Origin of the sequence: Liquorilactobacillus cacaonum DSM 21116, assembly GCF_001436735.1 — a bacterium.
Taxonomy (GTDB): Bacteria; Bacillota; Bacilli; order Lactobacillales; family Lactobacillaceae; genus Liquorilactobacillus; species Liquorilactobacillus cacaonum.
The window spans coordinates 182,073-205,239 of the sequence record NZ_AYZE01000005.1 but is presented as its reverse complement, the minus strand read 5'-3'; the positions used below and the strand labels follow the sequence as shown (position 1 = coordinate 205,239).

Annotated in this window: 20 protein-coding genes; 5 read left to right on the top strand and 15 right to left on the bottom strand. The window is 34.6% G+C overall.

The features are described from left to right. Window positions 1-128: 128 nt before the first annotated feature. The 7 genes from FC80_RS01405 to FC80_RS01375 all read right to left on the bottom strand — a co-directional run bounded on the left by FC80_RS01405 (window position 129) and on the right by FC80_RS01375 (window position 8,922). Complete coding sequence (locus FC80_RS01405) at window positions 129-515, bottom strand: DUF956 family protein (protein ID WP_057828365.1); 387 nt, start codon at window positions 513-515, stop codon at window positions 129-131. Between the two features lie 164 nt (window positions 516-679). Beyond that, a complete protein-coding gene (locus FC80_RS01400; RefSeq protein WP_057828364.1) occupies window positions 680-1,594 on the bottom strand; it encodes a PTS system mannose/fructose/sorbose family transporter subunit IID in 915 nt (304 codons plus the stop codon). 17 nt (window positions 1,595-1,611) lie between these two features. Further along, window positions 1,612-2,421 carry a PTS mannose/fructose/sorbose transporter subunit IIC gene (locus FC80_RS01395; protein ID WP_057828363.1) on the bottom strand — a complete coding sequence of 270 codons (810 nt, stop codon included), beginning with the start codon at window positions 2,419-2,421 and terminating at the stop codon, window positions 1,612-1,614. Window positions 2,422-2,436: 15 nt separating this feature from the next. Continuing rightward, the gene (locus FC80_RS01390; protein ID WP_057828362.1) at window positions 2,437-3,414 is read right to left on the bottom strand and encodes a mannose/fructose/sorbose PTS transporter subunit IIA; all 978 of its coding nucleotides are present in this window, start codon (window positions 3,412-3,414) and stop codon (window positions 2,437-2,439) included. Window positions 3,415-3,508: 94 nt separating this feature from the next. After that, window positions 3,509-4,000 (bottom strand): PTS sugar transporter subunit IIB, encoded by a 492-nt coding sequence (locus FC80_RS01385; RefSeq protein WP_057828361.1) that lies wholly within the window; start codon window positions 3,998-4,000, stop codon window positions 3,509-3,511. Window positions 4,001-4,195: 195 nt separating this feature from the next. Further along, complete coding sequence (locus FC80_RS01380; RefSeq protein ID WP_057828360.1) at window positions 4,196-7,009, bottom strand: sigma-54-dependent transcriptional regulator; 2,814 nt, start codon at window positions 7,007-7,009, stop codon at window positions 4,196-4,198. Between the two features lie 281 nt (window positions 7,010-7,290). After that, window positions 7,291-8,922 carry a peptide ABC transporter substrate-binding protein gene (locus FC80_RS01375; RefSeq protein WP_057828359.1) on the bottom strand — a complete coding sequence of 544 codons (1,632 nt, stop codon included), beginning with the start codon at window positions 8,920-8,922 and terminating at the stop codon, window positions 7,291-7,293. A gap of 284 nt (window positions 8,923-9,206) precedes the next feature. On the opposite strand from FC80_RS01375, the gene FC80_RS01370 reads away from it, so the two are divergent. The 4 genes from FC80_RS01370 to FC80_RS01355 all read left to right on the top strand — a co-directional run bounded on the left by FC80_RS01370 (window position 9,207) and on the right by FC80_RS01355 (window position 13,249). Then, on the top strand, window positions 9,207-9,638 hold the full coding sequence (locus FC80_RS01370) for an Hsp20/alpha crystallin family protein (protein WP_057828358.1): 432 nt from the start codon (window positions 9,207-9,209) through the stop codon (window positions 9,636-9,638). Between the two features lie 275 nt (window positions 9,639-9,913). Next, window positions 9,914-11,137, top strand: a complete 1,224-nt coding sequence (locus tag FC80_RS01365) for an L-lactate MFS transporter (protein WP_057828357.1) — start codon at window positions 9,914-9,916, stop codon at window positions 11,135-11,137. Window positions 11,138-11,412: 275 nt separating this feature from the next. After that, the gene (locus FC80_RS01360; RefSeq protein ID WP_057828356.1) at window positions 11,413-12,354 is read left to right on the top strand and encodes a DMT family transporter; all 942 of its coding nucleotides are present in this window, start codon (window positions 11,413-11,415) and stop codon (window positions 12,352-12,354) included. Window positions 12,355-12,388: 34 nt separating this feature from the next. Next, entirely contained in the window at window positions 12,389-13,249 is an 861-nt protein-coding gene (locus FC80_RS01355) for an NAD(P)-dependent oxidoreductase (RefSeq protein WP_057828355.1), read from the top strand. A 350-nt stretch (window positions 13,250-13,599) separates the two neighbouring features. Here FC80_RS01355 and FC80_RS01350 read toward each other — a convergent pair whose 3' ends face one another. The 8 genes from FC80_RS01350 to FC80_RS01315 form a co-directional block, all read right to left on the bottom strand. Beyond that, the gene (locus FC80_RS01350; protein ID WP_057828354.1) at window positions 13,600-14,379 is read right to left on the bottom strand and encodes an alpha/beta fold hydrolase; all 780 of its coding nucleotides are present in this window, start codon (window positions 14,377-14,379) and stop codon (window positions 13,600-13,602) included. Beyond that, window positions 14,379-15,776 (bottom strand): triphosphoribosyl-dephospho-CoA synthase CitG, encoded by a 1,398-nt coding sequence (gene citG / locus FC80_RS01345; RefSeq protein ID WP_057828353.1) that lies wholly within the window; start codon window positions 15,774-15,776, stop codon window positions 14,379-14,381. The genes FC80_RS01350 and citG overlap by 1 nt, the downstream gene beginning before the upstream one ends. 108 nt (window positions 15,777-15,884) lie before the next feature. Further along, the gene (gene citF, locus FC80_RS01340; RefSeq protein ID WP_057828352.1) at window positions 15,885-17,423 is read right to left on the bottom strand and encodes a citrate lyase subunit alpha; all 1,539 of its coding nucleotides are present in this window, start codon (window positions 17,421-17,423) and stop codon (window positions 15,885-15,887) included. Next, a complete protein-coding gene (citE, locus tag FC80_RS01335) occupies window positions 17,413-18,327 on the bottom strand; it encodes a citrate (pro-3S)-lyase subunit beta (RefSeq protein ID WP_057828351.1) in 915 nt (304 codons plus the stop codon). The genes citF and citE overlap by 11 nt, the downstream gene beginning before the upstream one ends. A gap of 2 nt (window positions 18,328-18,329) precedes the next feature. After that, entirely contained in the window at window positions 18,330-18,623 is a 294-nt protein-coding gene (gene citD, locus FC80_RS01330) for a citrate lyase acyl carrier protein (protein WP_057828350.1), read from the bottom strand. After that, window positions 18,613-19,665, bottom strand: a complete 1,053-nt coding sequence (gene citC / locus FC80_RS01325) for a [citrate (pro-3S)-lyase] ligase (protein ID WP_057828349.1) — start codon at window positions 19,663-19,665, stop codon at window positions 18,613-18,615. The genes citD and citC overlap by 11 nt, the downstream gene beginning before the upstream one ends. A 21-nt stretch (window positions 19,666-19,686) precedes the next feature. Beyond that, complete coding sequence (locus FC80_RS01320; protein ID WP_057828348.1) at window positions 19,687-20,673, bottom strand: AEC family transporter; 987 nt, start codon at window positions 20,671-20,673, stop codon at window positions 19,687-19,689. Window positions 20,674-20,740: 67 nt separating this feature from the next. After that, window positions 20,741-21,889 (bottom strand): NAD(P)-dependent malic enzyme, encoded by a 1,149-nt coding sequence (locus tag FC80_RS01315; RefSeq protein ID WP_057828347.1) that lies wholly within the window; start codon window positions 21,887-21,889, stop codon window positions 20,741-20,743. Window positions 21,890-22,184: 295 nt separating this feature from the next. Between FC80_RS01315 and FC80_RS01310 the strand changes: the two genes are divergently transcribed. Next, entirely contained in the window at window positions 22,185-23,126 is a 942-nt protein-coding gene (locus FC80_RS01310) for a sugar-binding transcriptional regulator (protein ID WP_057828346.1), read from the top strand. The last annotated feature ends 41 nt before the right edge of the window (window positions 23,127-23,167 follow it).

Here is a 23,167-nt window from a genome sequence, read left to right as displayed (position 1 = left end):
TTTTATATAATACCATCGCAATTCTGAAATGTCAAACACTTTTTAAAATTTGTTTTTTCATGTGCAACGTTTCTGAATAAGCAACGAATATAACTATACACATCATTCAATTCATTGTCAACGTTCTTTTAACTATTTTTATTTTTTCTGTCAAAAATAACCTTTATATTTCTTTTTAAAACCTGAAAAAAAGTTAAGGACTTAACTATTCTGTCAGCATCTACGTATTTTCTGATAACTCGTAAAACCTTTTTTGGTTCCTTTGAAGAAAAAGTAAATAACCCATTCTTTTTGGTTTTTATAGCATATCGTGGAATCCAATTTCCCTTAAACAGGACTGAAACAATAACAAAATCCACTTCTTCCCAAGGAATCTGAATAAAGTTTTTTACATTCCTACTATTATAGAATTCAAATCCTTTATCACCTATCATTATTTTTCCATAATCGGTCATACCCATATGCGAATTACCATCGATAACTAAATCTACTTTAGTATTAATTGATTTAACCATTTTTTATCCCCTATCATCAAATTATCCAAGCTAATTGTATAACACTTTTTAAAAATTAAATCATAATAATCTCTTATATAGTCGCTATTTTCTCAATTAAACAAAAGGAGCCAAGTCAAGTATCATCGACTAGCTCCCCACCACTTATCGTTTTATATCTATAATTACATTACGCCTAAAACATGCATCACAACACCAAATACGAAAAGCCCTAATATAATAATAATAGGTGAAACGTTCTTTTTTAATAACCACATACATAAGAACGTAATCAACAAAGCAGCAAGACCTGGAATTAACTGATTTAAATTATCTTGTAAAGTAGTTACTTTATACTCGGTTAACGAAAGTCCTGAACTTTGCTGAATCAAAGCTTCTTTAATGCCCGCTGCACCGGATGGAAGCTTACTCCAATCAATATATGCACCTGCACTTTGTTTTATGCTTGAAACCTTTACAGGACTAAAATCAACATTAACCCATCTTTCTATAAGTGCTGCTAGTATAAACATACCTAAAATTGATGCGCCCTTTGTTATATCTTGTAAAATACCGCCAGATAAGTCCTCTGTGATTTTAGAACCAGCCTTATAACCCATTTCCTGTGTATACCACATAAAGCTCATTCTTATTGCATTCCAAACAACAAAATATAATATCGGTCCTACAATACTTCCACTAATTGCTAAAGATGCTGCTAATGCACCAATAATCGGCTTAACCGTGTACCAAAATACTGGATCACCTACACCAGCAAGTGGGCCCATCATACCAACTTTAACACCTTGAATTGTAACATCATCAATAGGTGTTCCATTTGCTCTTTCTTCCTCTAATGCCATAGTAACACCAATAATTGGTGATGCAACATATGGATGAGTGTTAAAAAATTCCAAATGTCTAGTTAAAGCTGCTGACCTATCTTCTTTAGTTTTGTAAAGTCGCTTGAGCGCTGGGATCAATGTAAAAGCCCAACCACCATTTTGCATTCTCTCATAGTTCCAAGAACCTTGAAGAAATGTTGATCGCCACCAAACATTAATTCGATCTCTTTTACTTAATTTAACTTGATTAGCCATTATTCTTTCCTCCTTCACTAATACTTATCTATTAAATCACCAACAGGATCACCAGTATTAGAACTGCTGCCTCCGTTGCCATTTCCACCCTTTTTTGATAAAGTCAAATAAATAAGGGCTAATGAAACGCCAATAGCACCAAGACCAATAAGCGTAATTTCAGTAACTGCAGCCAAAACAAATCCTAATATAAAGAATGGCCAAACTTCTCGGCTTGCCATCATATTAATAACCATTGCATACCCAACAGCAACAACCATTCCTCCACCAATAGCTAAACCGCCAGTCAACCAATCAGGCATTGCACTCAACAATGCTTTCACTGGGCCGGCACCAAGAGCAAGAATCAAAGCTGCAGGAATTGCAATTCTTAGTCCTTGCAAACAAATACCCGCGATTTGCCAAAGTTCAATTTTTCTAAAACTACCTTCTTTAGCAGCACTATCCATAAGATGAACGATACCAGTTGAAATAGTACGAGCAATAATTGTTAATAGTAATCCAGCTACAGCTAAAGGAATTGCAATGGCAATGGCAGAAGAAATTCCTTCTCGTCCTTGTCCTCCTAATACTAAAATAATTGCAGAAGCAATCGAAGCTAATGCCGCATCTGGAGCGACTGCCGCACCGATATTTGACCACCCTAAGGCAATCATTTGCAAGCTACCACCTAAAATTACACATGGTATTAACTGTCCTGTAACCAAACCAATCAATGTACATGCAATAACTGGTTGATGAAAATGAAATTCATCCAGAATACCTTCCACACCTGCCAAGAATGCAACGAAAATAACTAAAATAACTTGAATCAGATTCAAACTCATAATTTAACCCTCCATTCACTTTCTATTTTTTTCATTTAACATTTCTTGAGCTTTCCTCAAAATACCATCCATGTTTTCTTTACCATCGCTTGGTACTTTTCTAACGTCAAATTTTATTCCTTTTTCCTCAAGTTTCTTATATGTGTCTATATCATCTTGATTAAATGCTAAAACTTTATTTGGTTGAACTTTTCCAGCAGAATGTGCCATAGATCCTATATTCAATGTTTCTAGTGGCACCCCTCCCTCAATAGCTTTGAGTGCATCTTGTGGAGTTTCGAAAAGTAATAATGCTTTTTGGCCACCAAAATGTTGATCATCCTTTGCTAACTTAATCATTTGAGCAATAGGCACCACATGGGCTTTCACTCCATTCGGAGCTGCTTGTGTAATCATCTTTGTACGCAACTCATCTCTTGCTACATTATCAGAAACTACTATTATCCTCGTAGGGTTTACCGTCTTACTCCATGCTGTAGCAACCTGCCCATGTAACAGCCTTGAATCAATTCGAGCTAAAACATACTCAAATTTTCCTGGACGACCACCTACATTAGATTTAACAACAACACTTTCACTAGTTTTTTGCGGTTGAAGTTCTTCTGGTTTAATTTTCACGCCATCTTTCGCAGTTTCAATAATATGAGTCGCAATTTCTTGTGCAGATTCCATTGATAATCTTGACGCATATGCTTCGATTACCATCGGAAGATTCATCCCAGCAACAATTGCCCATGTATCTTTATGCTTTTCCAACAAATTATTAGCTTGATTAAAGGGTGTCCCACCCCATAGATCAATCAAGAAAAGAACTTCATCTTGATTATCAAAAGACGAAACAGCTTCTTCCATCTTTCTTCTAACATCATCCGGGCCTTCATTAGGCATTAGCGTAACAGCCTTAACATTTTCTTGTTCTCCAAAAATCATCGAACCAGACTGGAAAATGCCTTCTGCAAACCCACCGTGGCTCGCAAGAATAATTCCTACCATGTTTTATACCTCCTATATTTTTTCTTTTGCTTGTACTGCAAAGTTGAACAAAAAACAACGATGGTCACCATATTAAGTAATATAAAGCATCAATTTAGACTAATTTTTTTTCCAAAAGAGAATGCCACAAGTCCTTTGAATTATCACCCGAAACTTTTCGAACATCCAACTTAATCCCTTTATTATGAATCCAACCAAATGCGGAAATATCATTGGTATTTACAGCAACCGCATCACTGACCATTACTTTAGTTTTATCAAAACTAATGGCTCCAATATTTACGGAATCTACCTTAATGCCTCCTTCAATTAATCTTTTTGCATCCACAGGTTCTTCCACCAGAATCATCACTTTTATCCCGTTAAAACGAATATCATGATAAATTCTAATCATTTTTTCAATGGTAACAACATTGACTTTTATTCCCGGTGGGCTAGCCTGTACTAATAAGGTCAACCGAATTCTATCTTGCGCAACACTATCAGATACTACTAGTATTCTGTTGACTTTTGTCACTTTTGCCCAGTTCGTAGTTACTTGCCCGTGAAGTAAGCGGCTATCAATCCTTAAAAGGCGAATTTCCATTGACAATTATCTCCAGTTCATTATTTGCAATATATTACTTAATATAGTTTGTAGTTATCAATGATCCCTACACTCAATTAATAAGCAAGTTTCGTGCCATATTTGTGTATCATCTAATTTTACCTTTAATTAAACGTTTTCTTTAACAAAAAACAAGGAATGACACACTAAAAATAGTGTGTCATTCCTTGTGTATCATTTTTTGAGTTCTGTATTAAAGAGTTGTACCACATAATATGTTTCATTTTCGCCTAGTTTGATATCCAGTATTTCTTGCAACATCTCATTTGCTTTTATTATTACTTTATATATCGGTGTTTTTTGAATGTTGCTTATTTCTTGTGTTGAAACTGTCATTTTTGAACCCATTAAAACTCTCTCAATAGCCCCAGCTAAATGCATAATAAGGCTTATTCTAAAAGTATTAGTAAGTTTCATCTGTACTCGTCTGTCAACAAAATCACAATACTTCCAAAGAACGTTTGTAATTTTTTTTGGATTTAAAAACGTAAAATATTGCTCTAAATATTTTTGCGCCATTTCTTCAGTTATTGAATCAGAGTACTCAAATTCAATTTTTTGACCCTGAGATTGGTCCATATTTTCAATTAATTCAATGAGACTTTTCCCCCCATCTTGCAATAACTGTTTTAAAGGAATAAAAGGAGCAGATATATCTGGATTTATTATCCCTGTAGTAGCCACAATTCGTTGATTTTTTTTGATTTTTTTCATTTCTTGTTTCATCTGCACAACAGAGACTGGTAGAACCTTGATATCATCTATCAAATTGTCAATCAATATCTCATCCAGTAATTCTTTGATTTTCCTTGCTGTGCCTACTCCAGTAGAACAAACTGCAACTATCACTTTTTCCTTTTTTGAGTTTTTTTCTGAACTCGGTTGTTTCTTAATTTCTACTCTTTCTGCTGCCCTAGAATATCCCGCAAATTCACGTAATTCCCGATAAACCGTTGTTAAATCACTATCAATTAGCGCGGTCTTTCTAGCTGCTTCCAAAATCATAGCAGTTGTAACCATATCAATTGTTCGAACTTCCACCTGTGTTTTTTCAGTTAATTTACTGCTAAAAGTACTTAAGGAGCCCATATCAACTAAAAGAAGCACACCATTTCCTTGATTTATTTTCCTTACTTCTTCCGCAATTCCATCAAATGCAATTTTTGGACTCATTTCCAATGGCATATCATAAGACGTAATATTTTCGACTGACAATAACTGAGTAACCACTTGTACCATTGATGAAGCAGTGCTTTTTCCATGTGCTGCTACCACAATTCCTACCATCCCAGCTTTAGGTTCTGATTTCAAAGAAACAAGCAAGATTGCCATGTAATACACTTCGGATTCAGGAATTGGGAACTGGTAAGATTCTTCTATTATAACTTTAACCTTTTGTGCCACCTCTAATTCCGCTGGATAATCATGTACCATTGATATTAAATCACTTGATATTTGCCTGAGCGGTTTCCCAGACTGAACTCGTTTTACAAACGAACTGATGTGCAAACTCATCGCATATATAAAATTATCACGAGCAGGATATGCCTCTTCTTCTACAAGAAATTTTTGTATTTTTTTAGTTAATTTAATTACTTCTTGATCTACAATTTCGTTTAGTCGATCCTCTGCTGCATTCAATTTTCTTTTACTGTAAAATGATTTAAGATGTAAATTGATATCTGTCATAATAAAATTATTTATGGCACCTTTATCTAACCCTTCATCTTTCAATAAAGCTGCCTTGTCTCCAATAATTTCATATAAATTATATGGTAATTCATAACTATCAGATTCAATATATTCTTTTTGAGCAGATGGCTTTATAATCATTTTCGTCTCTAATAACCTAGTTATCTCACTCAATTCATGTCTATCATTAGCCAAGTGAGATAACCCGTCTTTGACATTTGGGGGCAGTTGATCAAACTTCAGTCTGATTTCATTTTCATTTTGCATATTATTCAAAAATCCTTGAGCACACACTAGCTGGACATTAGATTTCAACTGGCCAACATTCCCATATGTGACACTTCCAATTAAAGCCTGAACCACATCCTCATTCAAACAAATATCTCTTTGAATTCTATTTGCTTCAAGTGTCAGTAGCTGTTCCAATAGTTTGATTTTTTCTCGTGCAGTTCGTTGTTCAAATGTAGGTAGTTGAATTATAATTGGAATTCTTCTTACGAAGGTTTGCAACAACGAACTTTCTGGATTTTCTGTTGTTGCACAAACTAGCCTAACATCCGCTTGATGTACTTTTGCTGTTTCGCCCAATCGACTATATATTCCATGATCCATAAAATAAAAAATCATTTCTTGCCCCTCCGGAGGTAATCGATGAACTTCATCCAAGAAAAGCATCCCTCCATCTGCTTGTTGAATCAATCCATCTTTATCTTCGTTAGCTCCTGTAAAAGCTCCTTTAACATATCCAAAAAGATGAGACATCAACAACTGCGGATTATGAGCATAATCTGCACAGTTAAATGTGATAAATTTTTTCTTTAATAAGACCTCGGATTTAATTGCAAAACGATACATTGTATTTGCAAAATATGTTTTCCCTGATCCAGTAGGTCCTATAATTAGCGTGTTCAATCCTCGCGGAGGATACAATAATGCTGCTTTAGCTTGTTCAACTTGATTTCTTAAACTGTCATGATTTCCAATCATTTCATCAAAAGCAACTATTTTAGGAGTTGTCGTCGAAAAATCCCTTTCAACTGGATGAGAAAATGTTTCTTTTGGATGCTTTACCTCTAAATCTGAGTCTTTATTTTTTTCATTAGTATTCATCCAGTATCTTACTGGTCTTCCTGCTTGCTTATTGACTATCCCTTTGCGTACAAGTAAATTTAACTCCTTACTAACATTTGATCTAAAAATACTAAGTCGCTCAGCCACTTGACTGGTTGTAACTGCATTACCGACCCCAGTACCATGACTCGCTAAATAATCTAATATTTTTTCACGACGCGTCATGTTTGTAACCCCTTTCTTACTGTGTATCAAAAGTGTATCACTCATCTTATATAGTTTCAAATTTTGACACTTGATATATCCAAATAACATCTGAAAAAAATTCGGATTGTCCATTAAGCTGTTTCGTTTGAAGCTACACTGTAATTTTATTATCACTTGATTTTAATACCTTTTCTGTGCTACTAAAAAGGAGTATGCACAAGCCAAATGCCAGCTTGTGTCACACTCCTAAGTAATATTATAGATTTGGAAACATAGTGCAATTAGAATTAAAGTTCTATTTATTTTACATATGCATCTTTAAAGTTAAAGTTAACACCTGCAGAATTATAGATTACACCTTTAACTTTGGATTTAACCAAAGTAGCCTGTGATTGTTGATATAAAGGAACAACTCCTTGATCCTTCATAAGAACTTCAGAAGCTTCTACCATATCATTCCAACGCTTTGAAACTGACCCAGCATCCGCATTTTTAGAAGCAGAAATTAAAGAGTCATATTCAGAATTCTTCCATTTCCCATTGTTATACGAATTGTCTGACGTAAATAAATCTAAGAATGTAATTGGATCTGAGAAATCAGCACCCCAACCAGAAAGAACTACATCAAACTGACCATTTTCTGACTTACTTAAACGTGTCTTAAATGGAACATTGTTCACAGAAACTTTGATACCTGACAAAGTCTCTTCAAGTTGACTTTGAATATAAGCAGAAACATCTTTTGCTGCATCAGTATCATCTGCTAATAAAGTAAATTGAACACTGTTCGTCCCAAGTTCTTTCAAACCTTCTGCCCATAACTTCTTTGCTTCAGCTTTATCAGATTTAATAGCATCATATGACTTAGCATCTTGCGTAAAGTCCTTACCATGGTATGAGGCAAGCCCCTTTGAAACAATCCCAGGTGCAACAAGCGAGCCATCTCCTAATACCTTTTTAACCAACTGGCTACGATTGATTGCCAAAGATATTGCTTGTCTAATTTTCTTGTTTTGGAAAACCTTTTGTGTCTGATTAAATTCGAGATAATTAATCCGTGCCCCACTACGAGGTGTATATTCCTTTGAACTCGACAATTGTTTTGCTTGCTCTGAACCTAGAAGTGTTTCATCAAGCTTTCCACTTTGATACAGGTTATAACTCGTAGTTGTACTCTTATTTACTTTGAAGTTAATCGCTGAAAGTTTAACATCTTTCTTGTCCCAATAACTATTATTTTTCTTCAAGGTCCAATTCAAGTTAGATCCTGTCCAACCAACCATCTTAAATGGTCCACTGTAGACCATGTATTTTGAAGCTGTTCCATACTTACTACCATATTTTTCGACTACGCTCTTATTTTGAGGGAAGAATGATGGGAATCCCATTAACAATTTAAAATACGGAACTTTCTTCTCCAGAGTAACAACTAACTTATAATTGCCTTCTGCTTTAATTCCAAGCGTACTGACTGGTTTTTTACCGGCAGAAATAGCATCTGCATTTTTAATTCCACTAAACAAATATGCATATTCTGATGCCGTCTTAGGATCAACTGTTCTTTGCCATGAGTAAACAAAATCATTGGCTGTAAGTTTATCCCCATTGCTCCATTTTGCATCTTTACGCAATGTAAAAGTATACGTCATTCCGCCATTAGAAATCTTAGTCGACTTGGCAATCCCTGGTTCAATCTTGCTATTTTTTCCAAGACGATATAATCCTTCGTTAGTATTATTCAACATATCAAAACTGATTGTATCCGTTGCCTTTGAAATATCCATTGAAGGCAATTCGGAAGCTTCATTCCAATTAATAACTTGCTTTGAACTCGATGATCCTGTGGAAGAACTACTACTTCCACAAGCAACAAGCATCAATGAAGCCGTTGCAATCACTGCACCTAAACTTATTTTTTTCTGTAACTTCATTAAAAACATCCCCTTTTTATCACATCTAAACCACGAACGTTAACATGATATTAATTTTAAATTAAAATATAGTTAAAATCAATAAAATTATACTAAAATTTCATAATAAAAAAATGGCGACTACCTTCCAAAGTAGTCGCCTCACCGTATAATAGAATCTTAAGCTTACCAGATTAAATTTTAAAAGTCAACAATCAAACAAGAACAAAAGTTCGTTTTTGTTGATTATTTTGACAGGAGATGTATCATAATAGTTGAGGAATAAAGAAAGGAAGTCATATATTATGGCAAATAATTTGACAAATAGATTTAATGATTTGATGGGCGATTCAGACTTTTTCAGCGATTTAGGTCACTCTTTTTTTGACAATTTTAAACCTTTCAACCAAAGTCTTAAGACTGATATCAAAGAAACAAGTAAAGACTATACTGTAAAAATTGATGTACCTGGGATTACTAAAGAGGACATTTCACTTTATTATGACAACGATACGCTGTCAGTCGAAGCTAAAAAAGATTCATTTGCAGATGAAAGTGATAAAGATGGGAATATTATTACTAGCGAACGAAGCTATGGCAAATTTTCTCGCCAATATCATTTGACGAATATCGATAAAACAAAGATTTCAGCCAATTATGACAATGGTGTATTAAAAATAATTTTGCCAAAGTCTGATACTAAAGTTTTACCTACTAATCAAATCAAAATTGACTAAATTGTAAATAACATTCTATGTTAATTAGTCTAAACTAAAACATTGCTTAGCAAAAAGGCCGCCAATTTATTTTCTTGGCGGCCTTTTTCTATAAATATATTCAACATGTTAATTGAAATAGCCCAAGAGTATAACAATTTAATCTCACTAACGCAAAGTTCGTAAAAAAACAAAAAAACTATCTTATTAATGTTTAAATAGTATGATATACTAAAAAAGGCATATTATTATGCCAAAAACAAAAATAATAGTTCGTGTATATAGGGGGATGCTTTTTGAAAACAAATAGATATGTTATTGCCTTTTCAGGGATAATACTACATTTAATGATAGGTTCAGTTTATGCTTGGAGCGTTTTTACCGAACCCATCGCAACCCAAACTGGTTGGAATGAATCTTCGGTAGCAGGTGCTTTTAGTATTGCTATTTTCTTTCTAGGAATGTCAGCCGCCTTCATGGGAAGAATAGTTGAAATAGCCGGTCCAAGACTAACCGGGACTATTTCAAGTATCTTGTATGGTACAGGTATTGTCCTAACTGGTTTTTCAATTCATATTCATTCACTGATACTCTTATACATTGCCTACGGTGTAATTGGTGGATTAGGACTCGGATCAGGTTATGTAACTCCTGTTTCAACAATTATAAAATGGTTTCCTGACAAACGTGGTTTAGCGACCGGACTAGCAATTATGGGATTTGGATTCGCCGCTATGGTAACTGGCCCAGTGGCGCAAAAACTAATGTCTTCATTTGGACTTGAACAAACTTTTTATGTTTTGGGGGGCTTCTATTTTATTGTAATGATTGTTGCAGCCCAGTTTATTCGTAGACCAAGTGACTTTTCAAAGAATATAGCAAATAAAAAAAATGGTATTCGCATTACAAATGGCCCTGAGCTCACAGCAAATCAAGCGGTTAAAACGAAATCATTTATGCTTTTATGGGCTATGTTTTTTATCAATATTACTTGTGGCATTGGCTTAGTATCTGCTGCATCACCTATGGCTCAAGAAATGACAGGGATGTCGGCAGCCACCGCTGCAATAATGGTTGGCATAATCGGACTATTTAATGGGTTCGGTCGCTTAGTTTGGGCAACACTTTCCGATTTTATTGGACGTCCACTAACCTTCAGTATGATTTTTATTGTCAATGTCATTATGCTTTCAATCATGCTAACAGTTAGTACCCCCTTAATTTTTGTAGTTGCTCTTTGTTTAGTTTTATCTTGTTACGGAGCTGGTTTTTCCGTTATACCAGCATATTTAGGAGATATTTTTGGAACTAGCGAGCTCGGGGCAATTCACGGCTACATTTTGACTGCATGGGCCATTGCCGGTATTGTCGGTCCATTATTGTTATCTCTCACTCATCAAGTTCTTCATAGCTATTCCATCACACTAATAACATTTATTACTATTGATTTATTGGCATTAATCTGTTCTTTCTGGATTCAACGTAATTTCATTAAAGTCGGCAAACTAACAAGCAAATAATTAAATTTTAAAATCATATAATATTAGGGATTATGTCAGAATACGAATTTGACATAATCCCTAATTTCAATATAAATCGTATTTTATACTTTAACCTACAATACACAATAAATCTGCAATGTTTTCTGCAAAATAGAATTTAATCGATTAGTCTTTATTAAAACAGTTTCCTGATAATAAACCACTATTAATCTTGATACTTACTTTTTATCTGCTAACATAGTATTAGTACCAACTATATGAATCGATTATTTTTTTAAGTGAGGTTTTGGAAAATGTATCTTTTTGCTATTGGCGTTTTTATCGGTATCTTCTTACCATTACAAACCGCAATCAATTCACGTTTTCGTGAACGTGTCGTTTCACCATTTTTAGCATCAACTATTTCTTTTAGTGTGGGGACAATCTTTTTAGGAGTTCTTGTCATTGCGACTCACGGAATTTTAATACCAAGTTCTACGTTATTCTTACAACAACCCATTTGGATTTGGTTAGGCGGAATTCTTGGAATTGTTTTTTTAACTGGAAACATTCTTCTCTTTCCTCATATCGGTGGTGTTCAAACTGTCATAATGCCTATACTAGGTCAAATTCTGATGAGTATGATAATCGACAATTTTGGACTATTTTCCTCCACCCAACATCATCTATCACTACTTCGAATCTGTGGAGCAACTTTAGTTTTCTTTGGTGTAATAATCGCAGTTGCTCTTCCCAAAATGCTTCATAAAGACAAGTTAACTCTAGCTTCCAAAAATAACGAGTCACCTCTTTCGTTACTTAGTTGGTGTGTATTTGGAGTAATTACAGGTGCATTTAGTGCAACACAAACTGCAATCAACGGTCATTTATGTGTTATACTTAAATCATCAGTCAATGCTGCCTTCTTCTCTTTTTTAATAGGAACAATCTTTCTATGGATAATTGTTCTTTTTAAGGATTTAAAATCTTTGAAGAATTTAGGTAATAAAAATATTGTATGGTGGAATTGGAGTGGCGGATTACTTGGTGCAATTTTTGTTACTGGGAATTCTTTCCTAGTCCCTCAGTTAGGAACTGGGGTTGTAACAGTAATTGTATTAATCGGAATGATTATTGGAAGTCTCCTAGTCGATCATTTTGGTTTATTCCAATCGCCAAAACATCCTATTCAAGCCAGCCAAATTATTGGAATTATCGTAATGATTATTGGCGTTGGAATTATCAAATTACTATGAAAAATTACTAAAGCAAGTGAAAGGATGATAAATTATGAAAATTGGATTCATTGGAACAGGTGTTATGGGTGCAGCTATTGCGGGTCACTTAATGGATGCAGGTCATGAACTGACAGTTTATAACCGAACTAAAAGTAAAGCAGATACTCTAGTTGCTGCTGGAGCATCATGGGCTGATACTCCAACTAAAGTTGCGCAAAATAGCGAAGTTGTTTTTACAATGGTTGGCTTCCCCTCAGATGTTGAAGAAGTTTATTTTGGTAAAAATGGGATTTTTAATGGTTTAGAAAAAGAAGGGATTGTTGTTGACATGACAACAAGTCGTCCAAGTTTAGCCGTTAAAATTGCGAAATATGCAAAAGAACATGGCTTCCATGCTATTGATGCCCCCGTTTCTGGTGGAGATATCGGTGCAAAAAATGCTACCTTGACAATAATGGCCGGTGGAGAAGAAGAAACTTACAAATCACTTTTACCAATCTTTAAAGTAATCAGTAAAGCAACCAATCTTTTTGGTTTTGCTGGAGCGGGACAACACGCAAAAATGGCAAATCAGATTATGATTGCTGGAACAATGACTGGCTTAACTGAAATGTTACTTTACGCACAACATGCAGGCCTTGATGAACAAAAAATTCTTGAAACACTTTCTGCTGGCGGTGCAAACAATTGGAGTATGAACAATTATGTCCCACGTATCTTAAAAAATGATTTCACACCTGGATTTTTTGCAAGACATTTTCTCAAAGATTTGCGTATCGCTTTGGAAGAAGCTGACAAAATGGGACTAGACTTAAAAGCAACTGCTGAGGCTAAACGGCTTTATGAAGTAATGGTTGATGTCAAAGGACTAGGCTCACAAGGAACACAAGGTTTGATTAATATTTACAAATAATTAAGCATCCCATTAGATAAACAGGGTACATTTCAAAAAATTAAAAATTGCTATGAATAAGGACTAGGTCAAAATGTAAATTTCAACCTAGTCCCTATTTAATTTAAAATAAATTTTTAAAACAGAATCACTAAATAACCAATAAAATAACTAATATTAGCACGATTATAATACTCAATACTCTCAATATTATTACAAATTCGGGAGTTATAAAAGTGACCCTTATGTTATTAACCTTTTCTTTTGAAGAAGGTCTAACTAATAGTTGATTCTTTTTAACATCAAAACTCGTCTTGTGTCCATTCACTTCAACCAAATAATCAGCTTTATCATATATTAAAAATGGATTTTCATTTAAATGAATTCAACAATATTTGATTAAATTTTTCTGGAGCCTCCATGTGAACAAGATGTCCTGCTTTCTCCACTATGGCAACTTCAGCATCCTGTGCAAGCCTTTGACACAAAAATGCATGTTCACTTGACCATAAAGGTGAGCACGCACCTGCCACAAATATTTGTGGCTTTCGAATTGTGGCGATAACGTCCCGCCAATCTTGTTCCATATGATTAACCAATAAATCCTGATTAAGTTCATAATCAAATGGATGCTCTGCACGTTTTTGCTTTAAAAATTCCACAAATTCTGTGTTTAACTTAAGTGCATTCATATGTCTCCTAATTGATAATGGTGCATTTATCCAAAAGTTTTCCCAATAAACGTCTTTAATCCCATATTCCCAGTTTTTGTCATTAATTAGCTTAGGTGACTGATCAATTGTAATCACACGATCAATTTTCTTTTCACCAAATAAGGAAACATATGCCCATATTACGCTTGCTCCCATTGAATGTCCTACAAAGATAGCATCATTTATCATCAAATGATCAATTATTTCAGCAACGTCTGCGGCTAATCGATAAATTCTCAAATTCTTATGGGTTCTCATTGATTCTCCATGATTACGCCAATCCATTGTAATCACGCGGTATCCGCAATCTAACAAAAATTTTTTCTGATATTTCCACTCTTCTTTAATACCAGAATACCCTGATAATAATACAACTGTCTTTCCTGAACCTTCATCGTTAACAATAATAGATACATTATCACTAGTTCGAAATAACATTAAATAATCCCCTCTACTTTACCTAAAAATACGGTCAGAATTAACAAATCAGCTGAGCCACCTAGACTCAAATTTCGTTGTATAAAAAGTTGATCCAGTTCTTTTAAATAGTTAATTCCTGCTACAGTCTTACTACCACCTTTTTTAAAATAAGCTTTTGACCATTTTTTTATTTCGTCCACCACTTCAACAGTTCCAGCTCGTTTAATCAAATTTGAATCAGACACATTTGCTGCAATATACATTAATGTATCTACTAAACGCTGATTCAAACTTCCTGTTGTTTTTTGTAAAAATGGAAGCCCAACCTTTAAAACAGCAGGATACCCCGCAACAGCTTCTCCACGAATTCCAGTTTTTTTATACTTTAAGTACTGTATCTCTCCTGCACTCAATTGCTCACTAGGTTTTTGTTTCAAATATTGAAAATCGTCTTCTAATAAATTTCTGACCATTTTAATAATTGTATTAGCTAGTTCTTTTCTACTAAAAGTTTCATTTTTCTGCAAATAAGCCGTTGCACAGACGAGAATCCCTAAAGAAAAAATAGCTCCCTTATGTGTATTAATGCCATTTGTTGCAAGATACATCCGTTTTTCTGCAATAACGCCAACACGACGCAATTCATTAAACATTTGTGACAAATTATCACCAAGAAATTCATTCCCAATTTTTTGTGCAGCAACAAAATATGGATGCAATGCTTGCGCACTTTCAATAAAAGTAAAAACATCCATATCTTGATGAGAACCACTACTTGCAGGGTCTACCAATCCAGGCTTAGGAGTTGTCACAACTTCATACAAAAGCGCACTAACAGCCATTTGCGACAAATCAAATTTAATTTCTTCTCTTTGTTCACTTTTTTTTATATAAGAAGATATCGCCATTTGGACTTCTTCAATTGAGTGCTTTTGTTCCTTTACACAGTACTTTGCATTATTATTACAAACCAAACATTTACGTGGTTCAAACCCCAATTGTGTCCTTGACAATTGATAACCCTTATCATCCTTACTCATCACATCAACATCAAAAAGTCTGCCAAGCTTAAATGACTCTTCAAAATTTATTGCTTGTTTTTTAATTTCCATAATCGTTCCAGTTAATACAGCCAATGCTTCTGGACCCGTTATCCGATCGAGTATTAACCGTAAAAATAACAATTGCTCATTTTGTTCTTCAAATTGGCTCTTAAGCTCCATCCAACCGTCTAGTAATATTTTTTTCAGAACTTGACTATTTTTTACTTCACCTGGAATATTTAATTTCACACTAACTACAACGTTCTTTGGAAACTGATTCTCTAAATTATTTTGGTAATTTTGACGCCATTCCCGAATTCCCAAAACATCACTTAATTCGACCTTTATACCACCTTCTAAATATCCATACATGATTTATTTCTACCTTCTTTTTTTGAAAATATATGTATTAAAAGAGCTGCGGCCTTCTTCACCACAGCTCCTCAAGTATATCAAATAATCTTTAGTTATGTGTTAATATTAATCCTTTACTTCTTTAATTACATCGATTAATGAGCCGTCACGATATTCAATTAATGCAACTACTCGATCATTGAATTCCAATGGCTTTGGTGTTCCCACTTTTTCTTGTGCCATTTGTTGCAATTCTTCAATTGTGTATACAGGGACACCAGGAACCTTACTCAAACTTTCAAGCAAATCCTTACGTTTTGGATTAATTGCAATCCCAACTTCCGTAACCAAAACATCAATTGAATCTCCTGGAGTTACAGCAGTTGTAACATCAGGAACAATTGTTGCAATTCGGCCACGAACTAATGGTGCCGAAATAATTGTTAACTTGGCTGTAGCTGCATCTTGATGGCCACCAATTGCACCACGAATTACTCCATCTGATCCAGACATAACATTGACATTAAATTTTGTATCAATTTCAAGTGCTGATAAAATTACAACATCTAATGCATCAACCATTGCGCCTTTATTAGCAGGATCTGCATACCAAGAAGCATCAATTTCTTGCTGGCTCTTGTTTTGATGCATTGACTCAGCAGCACCTTTATCAAAGTCTTGCACATCCATTACTTTATCAACAAGACCTTCTTCAAGTAAATCAATCGTTGGTTTTGTAATACCACCAAGCGCAAAAGAAGCTTTGATTTGGTTATCAATCATTGATTGACGTAAGAAACGTGTAACTGCTAATGCAGCACCACCGGAACCTGTTTGGAATGAAAAACCATCCTTGAAATATTCAGAATGTGTAATAACTTCATTAACAGTCTTAGCAATTTTTAATTCCTTAGGATCCTTGGTAAAACGTGTTGCACCTGATCCAATCTTATCAGGATTTCCAACAGCATCAACTTTGACAACATAATCAACTTGTGTTTGCTTAATTGATGCCGGTGTATTTGGATATGGCTTAATATTATCTGTAACAAGCACAACAGTTTGTGCATATTGAGCATCCATCAATGCATAGCCTAATGAACCAAATGCAGTTGCACCATCCATACCATTGGCGTTACCCATTGCATCAGAGTTAGGAACACCCAAAAATGCTACATCAATCTTGATTGCTCCCGTTTCAATTGCTCGTGCACGATTACCGTGTGATCTGAAAATAACAGGGTTTTTCAAAGCACCATGTGAAACAGCATCCCCTAATGAACCACGCATCCCTGATGATGTAATATTAGTAACTACACCTTTTTCAATTGCTTCAACTACTATATCGTTCATCACATTTGTCAAAGATGATGGAGCTAGCGTTAAATTCTTGAATCCATGATCAATAATGATTCGCATCACTTTGTTAAAGACATAATCGCCTTCTCTAAAATGATGGTGGAAGGAAACTGTCATTCCATCTTCAACTGTTTTTAAAACAACATCTTCAAGTGAATCTACTACTTTTTCTTCACCCGTTGTTGCACGTAATTTTGGTGCCACTTTTTGAATTAATGGTGTCCCAAAATTATCGGTAGTATATACCTCATAATTTTTTTCTTTCAAAATTTCATCTGGTATTTCACGATTCACATTATTTTTCAATGTAGTTTCCCTCCTCATCAACAAGGTTTGCAGCAGTTGCTAAACGCATAACACGTTCTGCTCGCAATACAACTGGGCGATCAACCATCTGTCCATTCATTGAAATAACCCCGGAACCCTTACGTTTTGCTTCTGCAATTGCAGCAATTACACCTTGTGCATTCAAGATTTCTTTCTTAGTTGGTTCATACACTTTATTAACCATTTCAACCTGTCGTGGGTTAACAAGTGACTTACCATCAAATCCAAGTTGATGAATTAATTCTGTCTCGCGGTAGAATCCTTCTTCATCATCCATATTGGTAAAGACAGTATCAAAAGCAGCAATCCCTGCAGCACGGGCAGCATGTAAAATAACATTACGTGCATATAACAACTCTTGTCCATCTGGATAACGATGTGTTTTCATATCTGTTGTGTAATCTTCTGCAGATAACGCAATCCCTATCATTCGCTTAGATGAAATTGCAATTTCATATGCGTTGATAACACCCTTTGCAGATTCAATAGCGGCCATCAAATTTGTTGTTCCAACCTCTATTCCAAATTCCTCTTCTGCCTGTGCAACTAACTTCTCAAGTTCTTCCATCATGGCAGCAGATTCAACCTTTGGCAAACGAATGACATCAACTCCAGCTTTAACCATTGCCTTTATATCACTCTTATAATATGGTGTATCCAGTCCATTAATTCTGACAACAAGTTCTGAATTTCCATAATCAATTGTTTTCAATGCTTCATATATAAGATAACGTGCAGCATCTTTTTCACTCATTGAAACCGCATCTTCAAGATCAAACATAATTGAATCTGCTCCAAAAATACCTGCATCTTTAACCATCGCTGGATTGTTTCCTGGTACGAACATCATTGTACGACGTAAACGTTCTTTTTGATCTTTCATTATTAAAGCACCTCCCACTTTGGTGCATCAACAATATCCAATGCACGTTGAACTGCTGCGATTGCACGTGCTTTGATTACAAGATCTAAGGCACCTTTATCAACAACTTTAATTTTTGCATCCTTAATATCATACATTCCCAAGACATTCGAAATAGTTTCCTTAATTTGATCACCAAATTGTTTAGCAACGTCTGATTCAAGTTCAAATTCAAATCCATTTGTTCCTGCACTTAACATGATTTGTACATCTGAAGACTCTAATGTCCCAGCAATCGCTGTTTTTTTAATTTCCATCGATTTTCTGTCCTTTCTTTATGCGTAACTGCAACTCCTCTAAGTTTTCTAATATATAAGTTGCCGTTGTTTTTGGAATATACTCTAAGCATTGATTAATCTTATTTTCTGCAATTGCCCTTCTAACCTTTGTTGCTGACACCACTTCCTTATCTATCTGCAAACGGTCAACAATCACAACATCAATTTTGTCACTCAACTCTTGGGTTAGTGCATCATTGTATAGATTAGTCGTATGCGAAAGCGGCTCACTTCCTAAGTAACGACTTGTAATTCTCAAAGGTTGAATAATCTGCGTTTTAAAAATCCTAGCATCTAACATCGTTTGATACTTAATAATTTCATCTGCATTTTTGATAAAATAAGAAGGAAAACTCACAAAACTAACCATATAGTCACCGCCACTAACGACTGTAACGTTTTTCAAATCGGCTGTACCTTTTTTAACCAATTCAAATCTTTCAGACGTCTTAAATAGCGAAGAATCCTGACTAACGACAAAAACATATACATGTTCATTTTCTTTTGCTGCTTTTTCAACCAAGTAACGATGCCCGTTTGTAAATGGATTAGCATTCATCACAATACTTGCTACTTTCCCATTGTCAAAACGTGGAATTTTAGCTAGATACTCCGTTATATTTGGTGTACCTTTTTCAAGAATTACACCAAATTCAGTTGCTGCCAATGTCCGAAATCCTACATACTCAAAGCTAAGTTGGTATTCTGGTTTAGTGAAAACAAAATAGTGAAATCTATCCAACAATGCTAGACGACTTTCTAATTCAGAGATTATCTTATTGAATCTAGCACCTTTACTTTGTGCGCCAAGATCACAGACCGCAACATACTTAATCACATTATTTGCAAGTGAACCTGTTGCAATCAAACTACCATCATCAGCAAAAATACCAATAGTTTGTTCAATAAACTTAGTTTCATTCTCAGCAAAATTTCCAATGCCACGTTTTTTTAAAAAATTCATCCATTGATCTTTAGCACTTTTATTGGATAAATAAATATCTTGAATTCTTTCGTCCATCTTAACCCTCGCTAACTTTGACTATAAAGCACTTTGTAGAATCATTATAATTGGAACTACCACTACAAATAACACTGACGATGCAACAACTACATTCGTCGCAAATTTAACATCTCCATGATACTCATTAGCCATAATTGGTAGTACAGCTAATGTTGGTGTTGCTGATTGGATAATCAATGTTTTTTGGAAAATTGGTGTTAAGCCCAATCCTACCGCATGTGCCCCAATCATTATAACTGCGACCATAATAATTGGTGAAATGACAAAACGTCCAATTAATGTCATTATGATATGACCATCGAATTCCATATTCTTCAAACCAAACTGTTGTAACATAATCCCAATATAAATTAATGATAATGGTGTAACTAAAGCACCCATATCTGGGACAAAAGTATTACTCAAAAATGTCAAACTCATATAGAAATGTTTCAATGGTTCGATATAAATAAATGGTAACGCTACAATGAATCCATATAATGGAACAGGTAACAAATGTGATAAATCAAATTTTACATTATCATTTCTACCGTTAACCGTTGGATCATCATTTGCAATAACCCAAACACCAACTGTCCAAATAACAATAGTATTTACGATATAATAAACAAGTAAATAAGGAATTGCGCTTGTTCCAAATAACGCATTATTCAAAGGCATTCCGATGAATACTGTGTTGGCACCTGTAATAGCTTGAATCATCAATCCTCTTTTTCCACGAGGTACGCGGAACATTCTAGTCAAAAGAAAAGCTATTAAGTAATCAACTGCAACTGAAATAATTACATAAATTAAACCAGTTCCTAATTTTCCTAAAACTGTCGGATTAAAGTTCTCCAACATTGAATTAAAAATTCCAAGTGGCAAAGAAATCTTCATTATTAATTTAGATAATGAATTCGAAAAATCTTTACCGAAAAATCCTGCTTTCTGAGCAAGATATCCTACTGCTATCATTAAAACAATTGCTAACACACTTTGTATCGAAGTAAAAAACACACTCATGCTCTACACCTTCTTTTTAGTTTAGGTGTGGCGGCTTCATCGGTCGTCGCACCCGATAACACCTTTTCTAATTATTTTTACTATATTCAATAACTGCATTTGAAACAGCATCAACGACACCATTATCAAATACACCTGGCACAATATTGTCTTTATCCGGTTTCTCAATCATATTTGCTAAACCAGTCGCAACACTAACTTGTAATTTCATATCAACACTTTTTACTCCACTAGCCAATAATCCTTTAAATAAACCAGGAAAAGCTAACACATTATTTACCTGATTAGGCCATTGAGCAGAACCAGTTGCAGTAACAGCTGCTCCACCTTCAATAGCTTCTTCTGGTAAAATCTCAGGAACTGGGTTTGCTAATGCAAATACAATTGCTTCAGAACTCATTTTCCTAACTTGTTCAACACTCAACACTTTAGCATCTGAAAGTCCAATGAATGCATCTTGTCCTTCAATTACTTCATCTAATGTTGACCCCTCAACCTGATTGATTTCTTTAGTCAATTCACGTTGATATGAGTTATATCTATCGTCATCAGCAGTTACAACACCATAGATATCAACAAGTGTTAAATTTTTAACCCCTGCTGCAATTAATAATTTAGCTGTTGCTACTCCGGCAGCACCTATACCATTGATTAAAATCTTCATGCTCTTCAAATCTTTGCCCACAACTTTAGCTGCATTAATTAAACCTGCTAAAACAACAATTGCAGTCCCAGTTTGATCATCATGATACACTGGTATACTCAATTCTTCTCTTAATCTCTTCTCAATCTCAAATACTCTTGGAGCTGCAATATCCTCTAAATGAATACCCGCAAAAGATGTTTCCATATTCTTTACACCTGAAACAAATTCGTCAACCGTTCCTTGTGCAAAAGCAAGCGGGATTGCATCTACGCCTGAAAAACTCTTATATAAAAGTGCCTTACCTTCAATGATTGGCAACCCTGCTGCGGGGCCAACATTACCAAGGCCTAATACAGCTGAACCATCAGTGATAATTGCAACCAGTTTACCACTCATTGTATATTTGTTTTTGTCTTCAGGATTTGATTCAATTAATTTTGCCAAACCCGCAACACCTGGAGTATAGGCTTCACTCAACTCATTTCGAGTAGCAACACTAAACTCAGGAAGAATTCCTAACACACCTTTGTGCTTTTCATGAATTGATAAAACCTTGTCCATATCAACCATATGCTTTTCCTCTTTTCAAATTTTTAAAAAAATGTAATATCCACTAGCGTTATTTACGTTGCCTAGTGTAGTACTTAATCTTCCAAATGTAAACAAAAAGATTTGCAAATTTAAAAAAACAAAACTCAAAAAGAAAATGTTTTTTAAATATTTTAAAAATAAGGGTTTTGTTTGAATTACTGTAATTCCTAATGATTTATTAAAAAAACTAAACTGTTGTTTAATTTTTTCAAAAGTTATATCATTTAAAGTACGAATTAGTTCCGAATTTTTATCACTTTAGGAGATGACTATCTTGACACACGAAGAATTGCTTTCAGTATTATCAGAAGACTATTATCTTAACAAATTATCTTTTGGTGATATTTCAAAAAAATACAATATCAGCCGCTACCTAATCAATAAGTATCTAAATGATGCAGTAAAGAATGGTATCGTAAAAATTGAAATCTCAACTATTACAAAGCGAAATCCGCAACTTGAAACAATGCTTGCTGACAAATTTAAAGATATCCACTTTTACATTATTCGTGATGGCGAAAATGACATTACAACTTCAAAAGAATTGTCACAATCTGCCGCAACAATAGCTGAAAAAATGTTTAAAAATAACTGTAAGATTGTTGGTACTAGTTGGGGAGAAGCAATTTATAGCTTAGTTGATAGCCTCCATGGTTTTCCCTTAGAATCTGTTAAATTCACACAATTTATGGGTGAAAATATGAAATACAATTCAACCGCTGGCTCAATGCGCATGGTCGAAAAAATTGCAGCAAAATTCTCCAGTGAATTCTTAACACTCCCGGCACCATTATATATTGTTAATAATCAAATACGCCAAGGACTTTACGCTGAGCCCTCGATTGCACATACACTTGCAGTTGCAAAAAAAATGGATGTATTATTAACCGGACTTGGGACGATTCGCTCTCTTCAGTCTATTCCCATTTGGAAAGAGAATCTTTCAAAAATCTTCCCATATTTAGATATGTCCCGAGTTGCTGGCTTAATTTATGGACGTCCATTCGACATAAATGGAAATATTTTAAATATCAACAACGATAAAGTTTTGGGTATCTCTCTAGAAGAAGTCTTAGCTACACCTCGAAGATTTTGTCTAGTTAGAAGTAAGTCAAAAACCCAAGCCATTTTAGGAGTTCTACGCGGAAAATTAATTACAGATATTATTTTAAGTGAGACACTTGCGTATCGTGTATTGGCAGAACTGAACTTATAATCACTGAACCAAATTGGTTTCCAATCATTTAAATTAAGTTT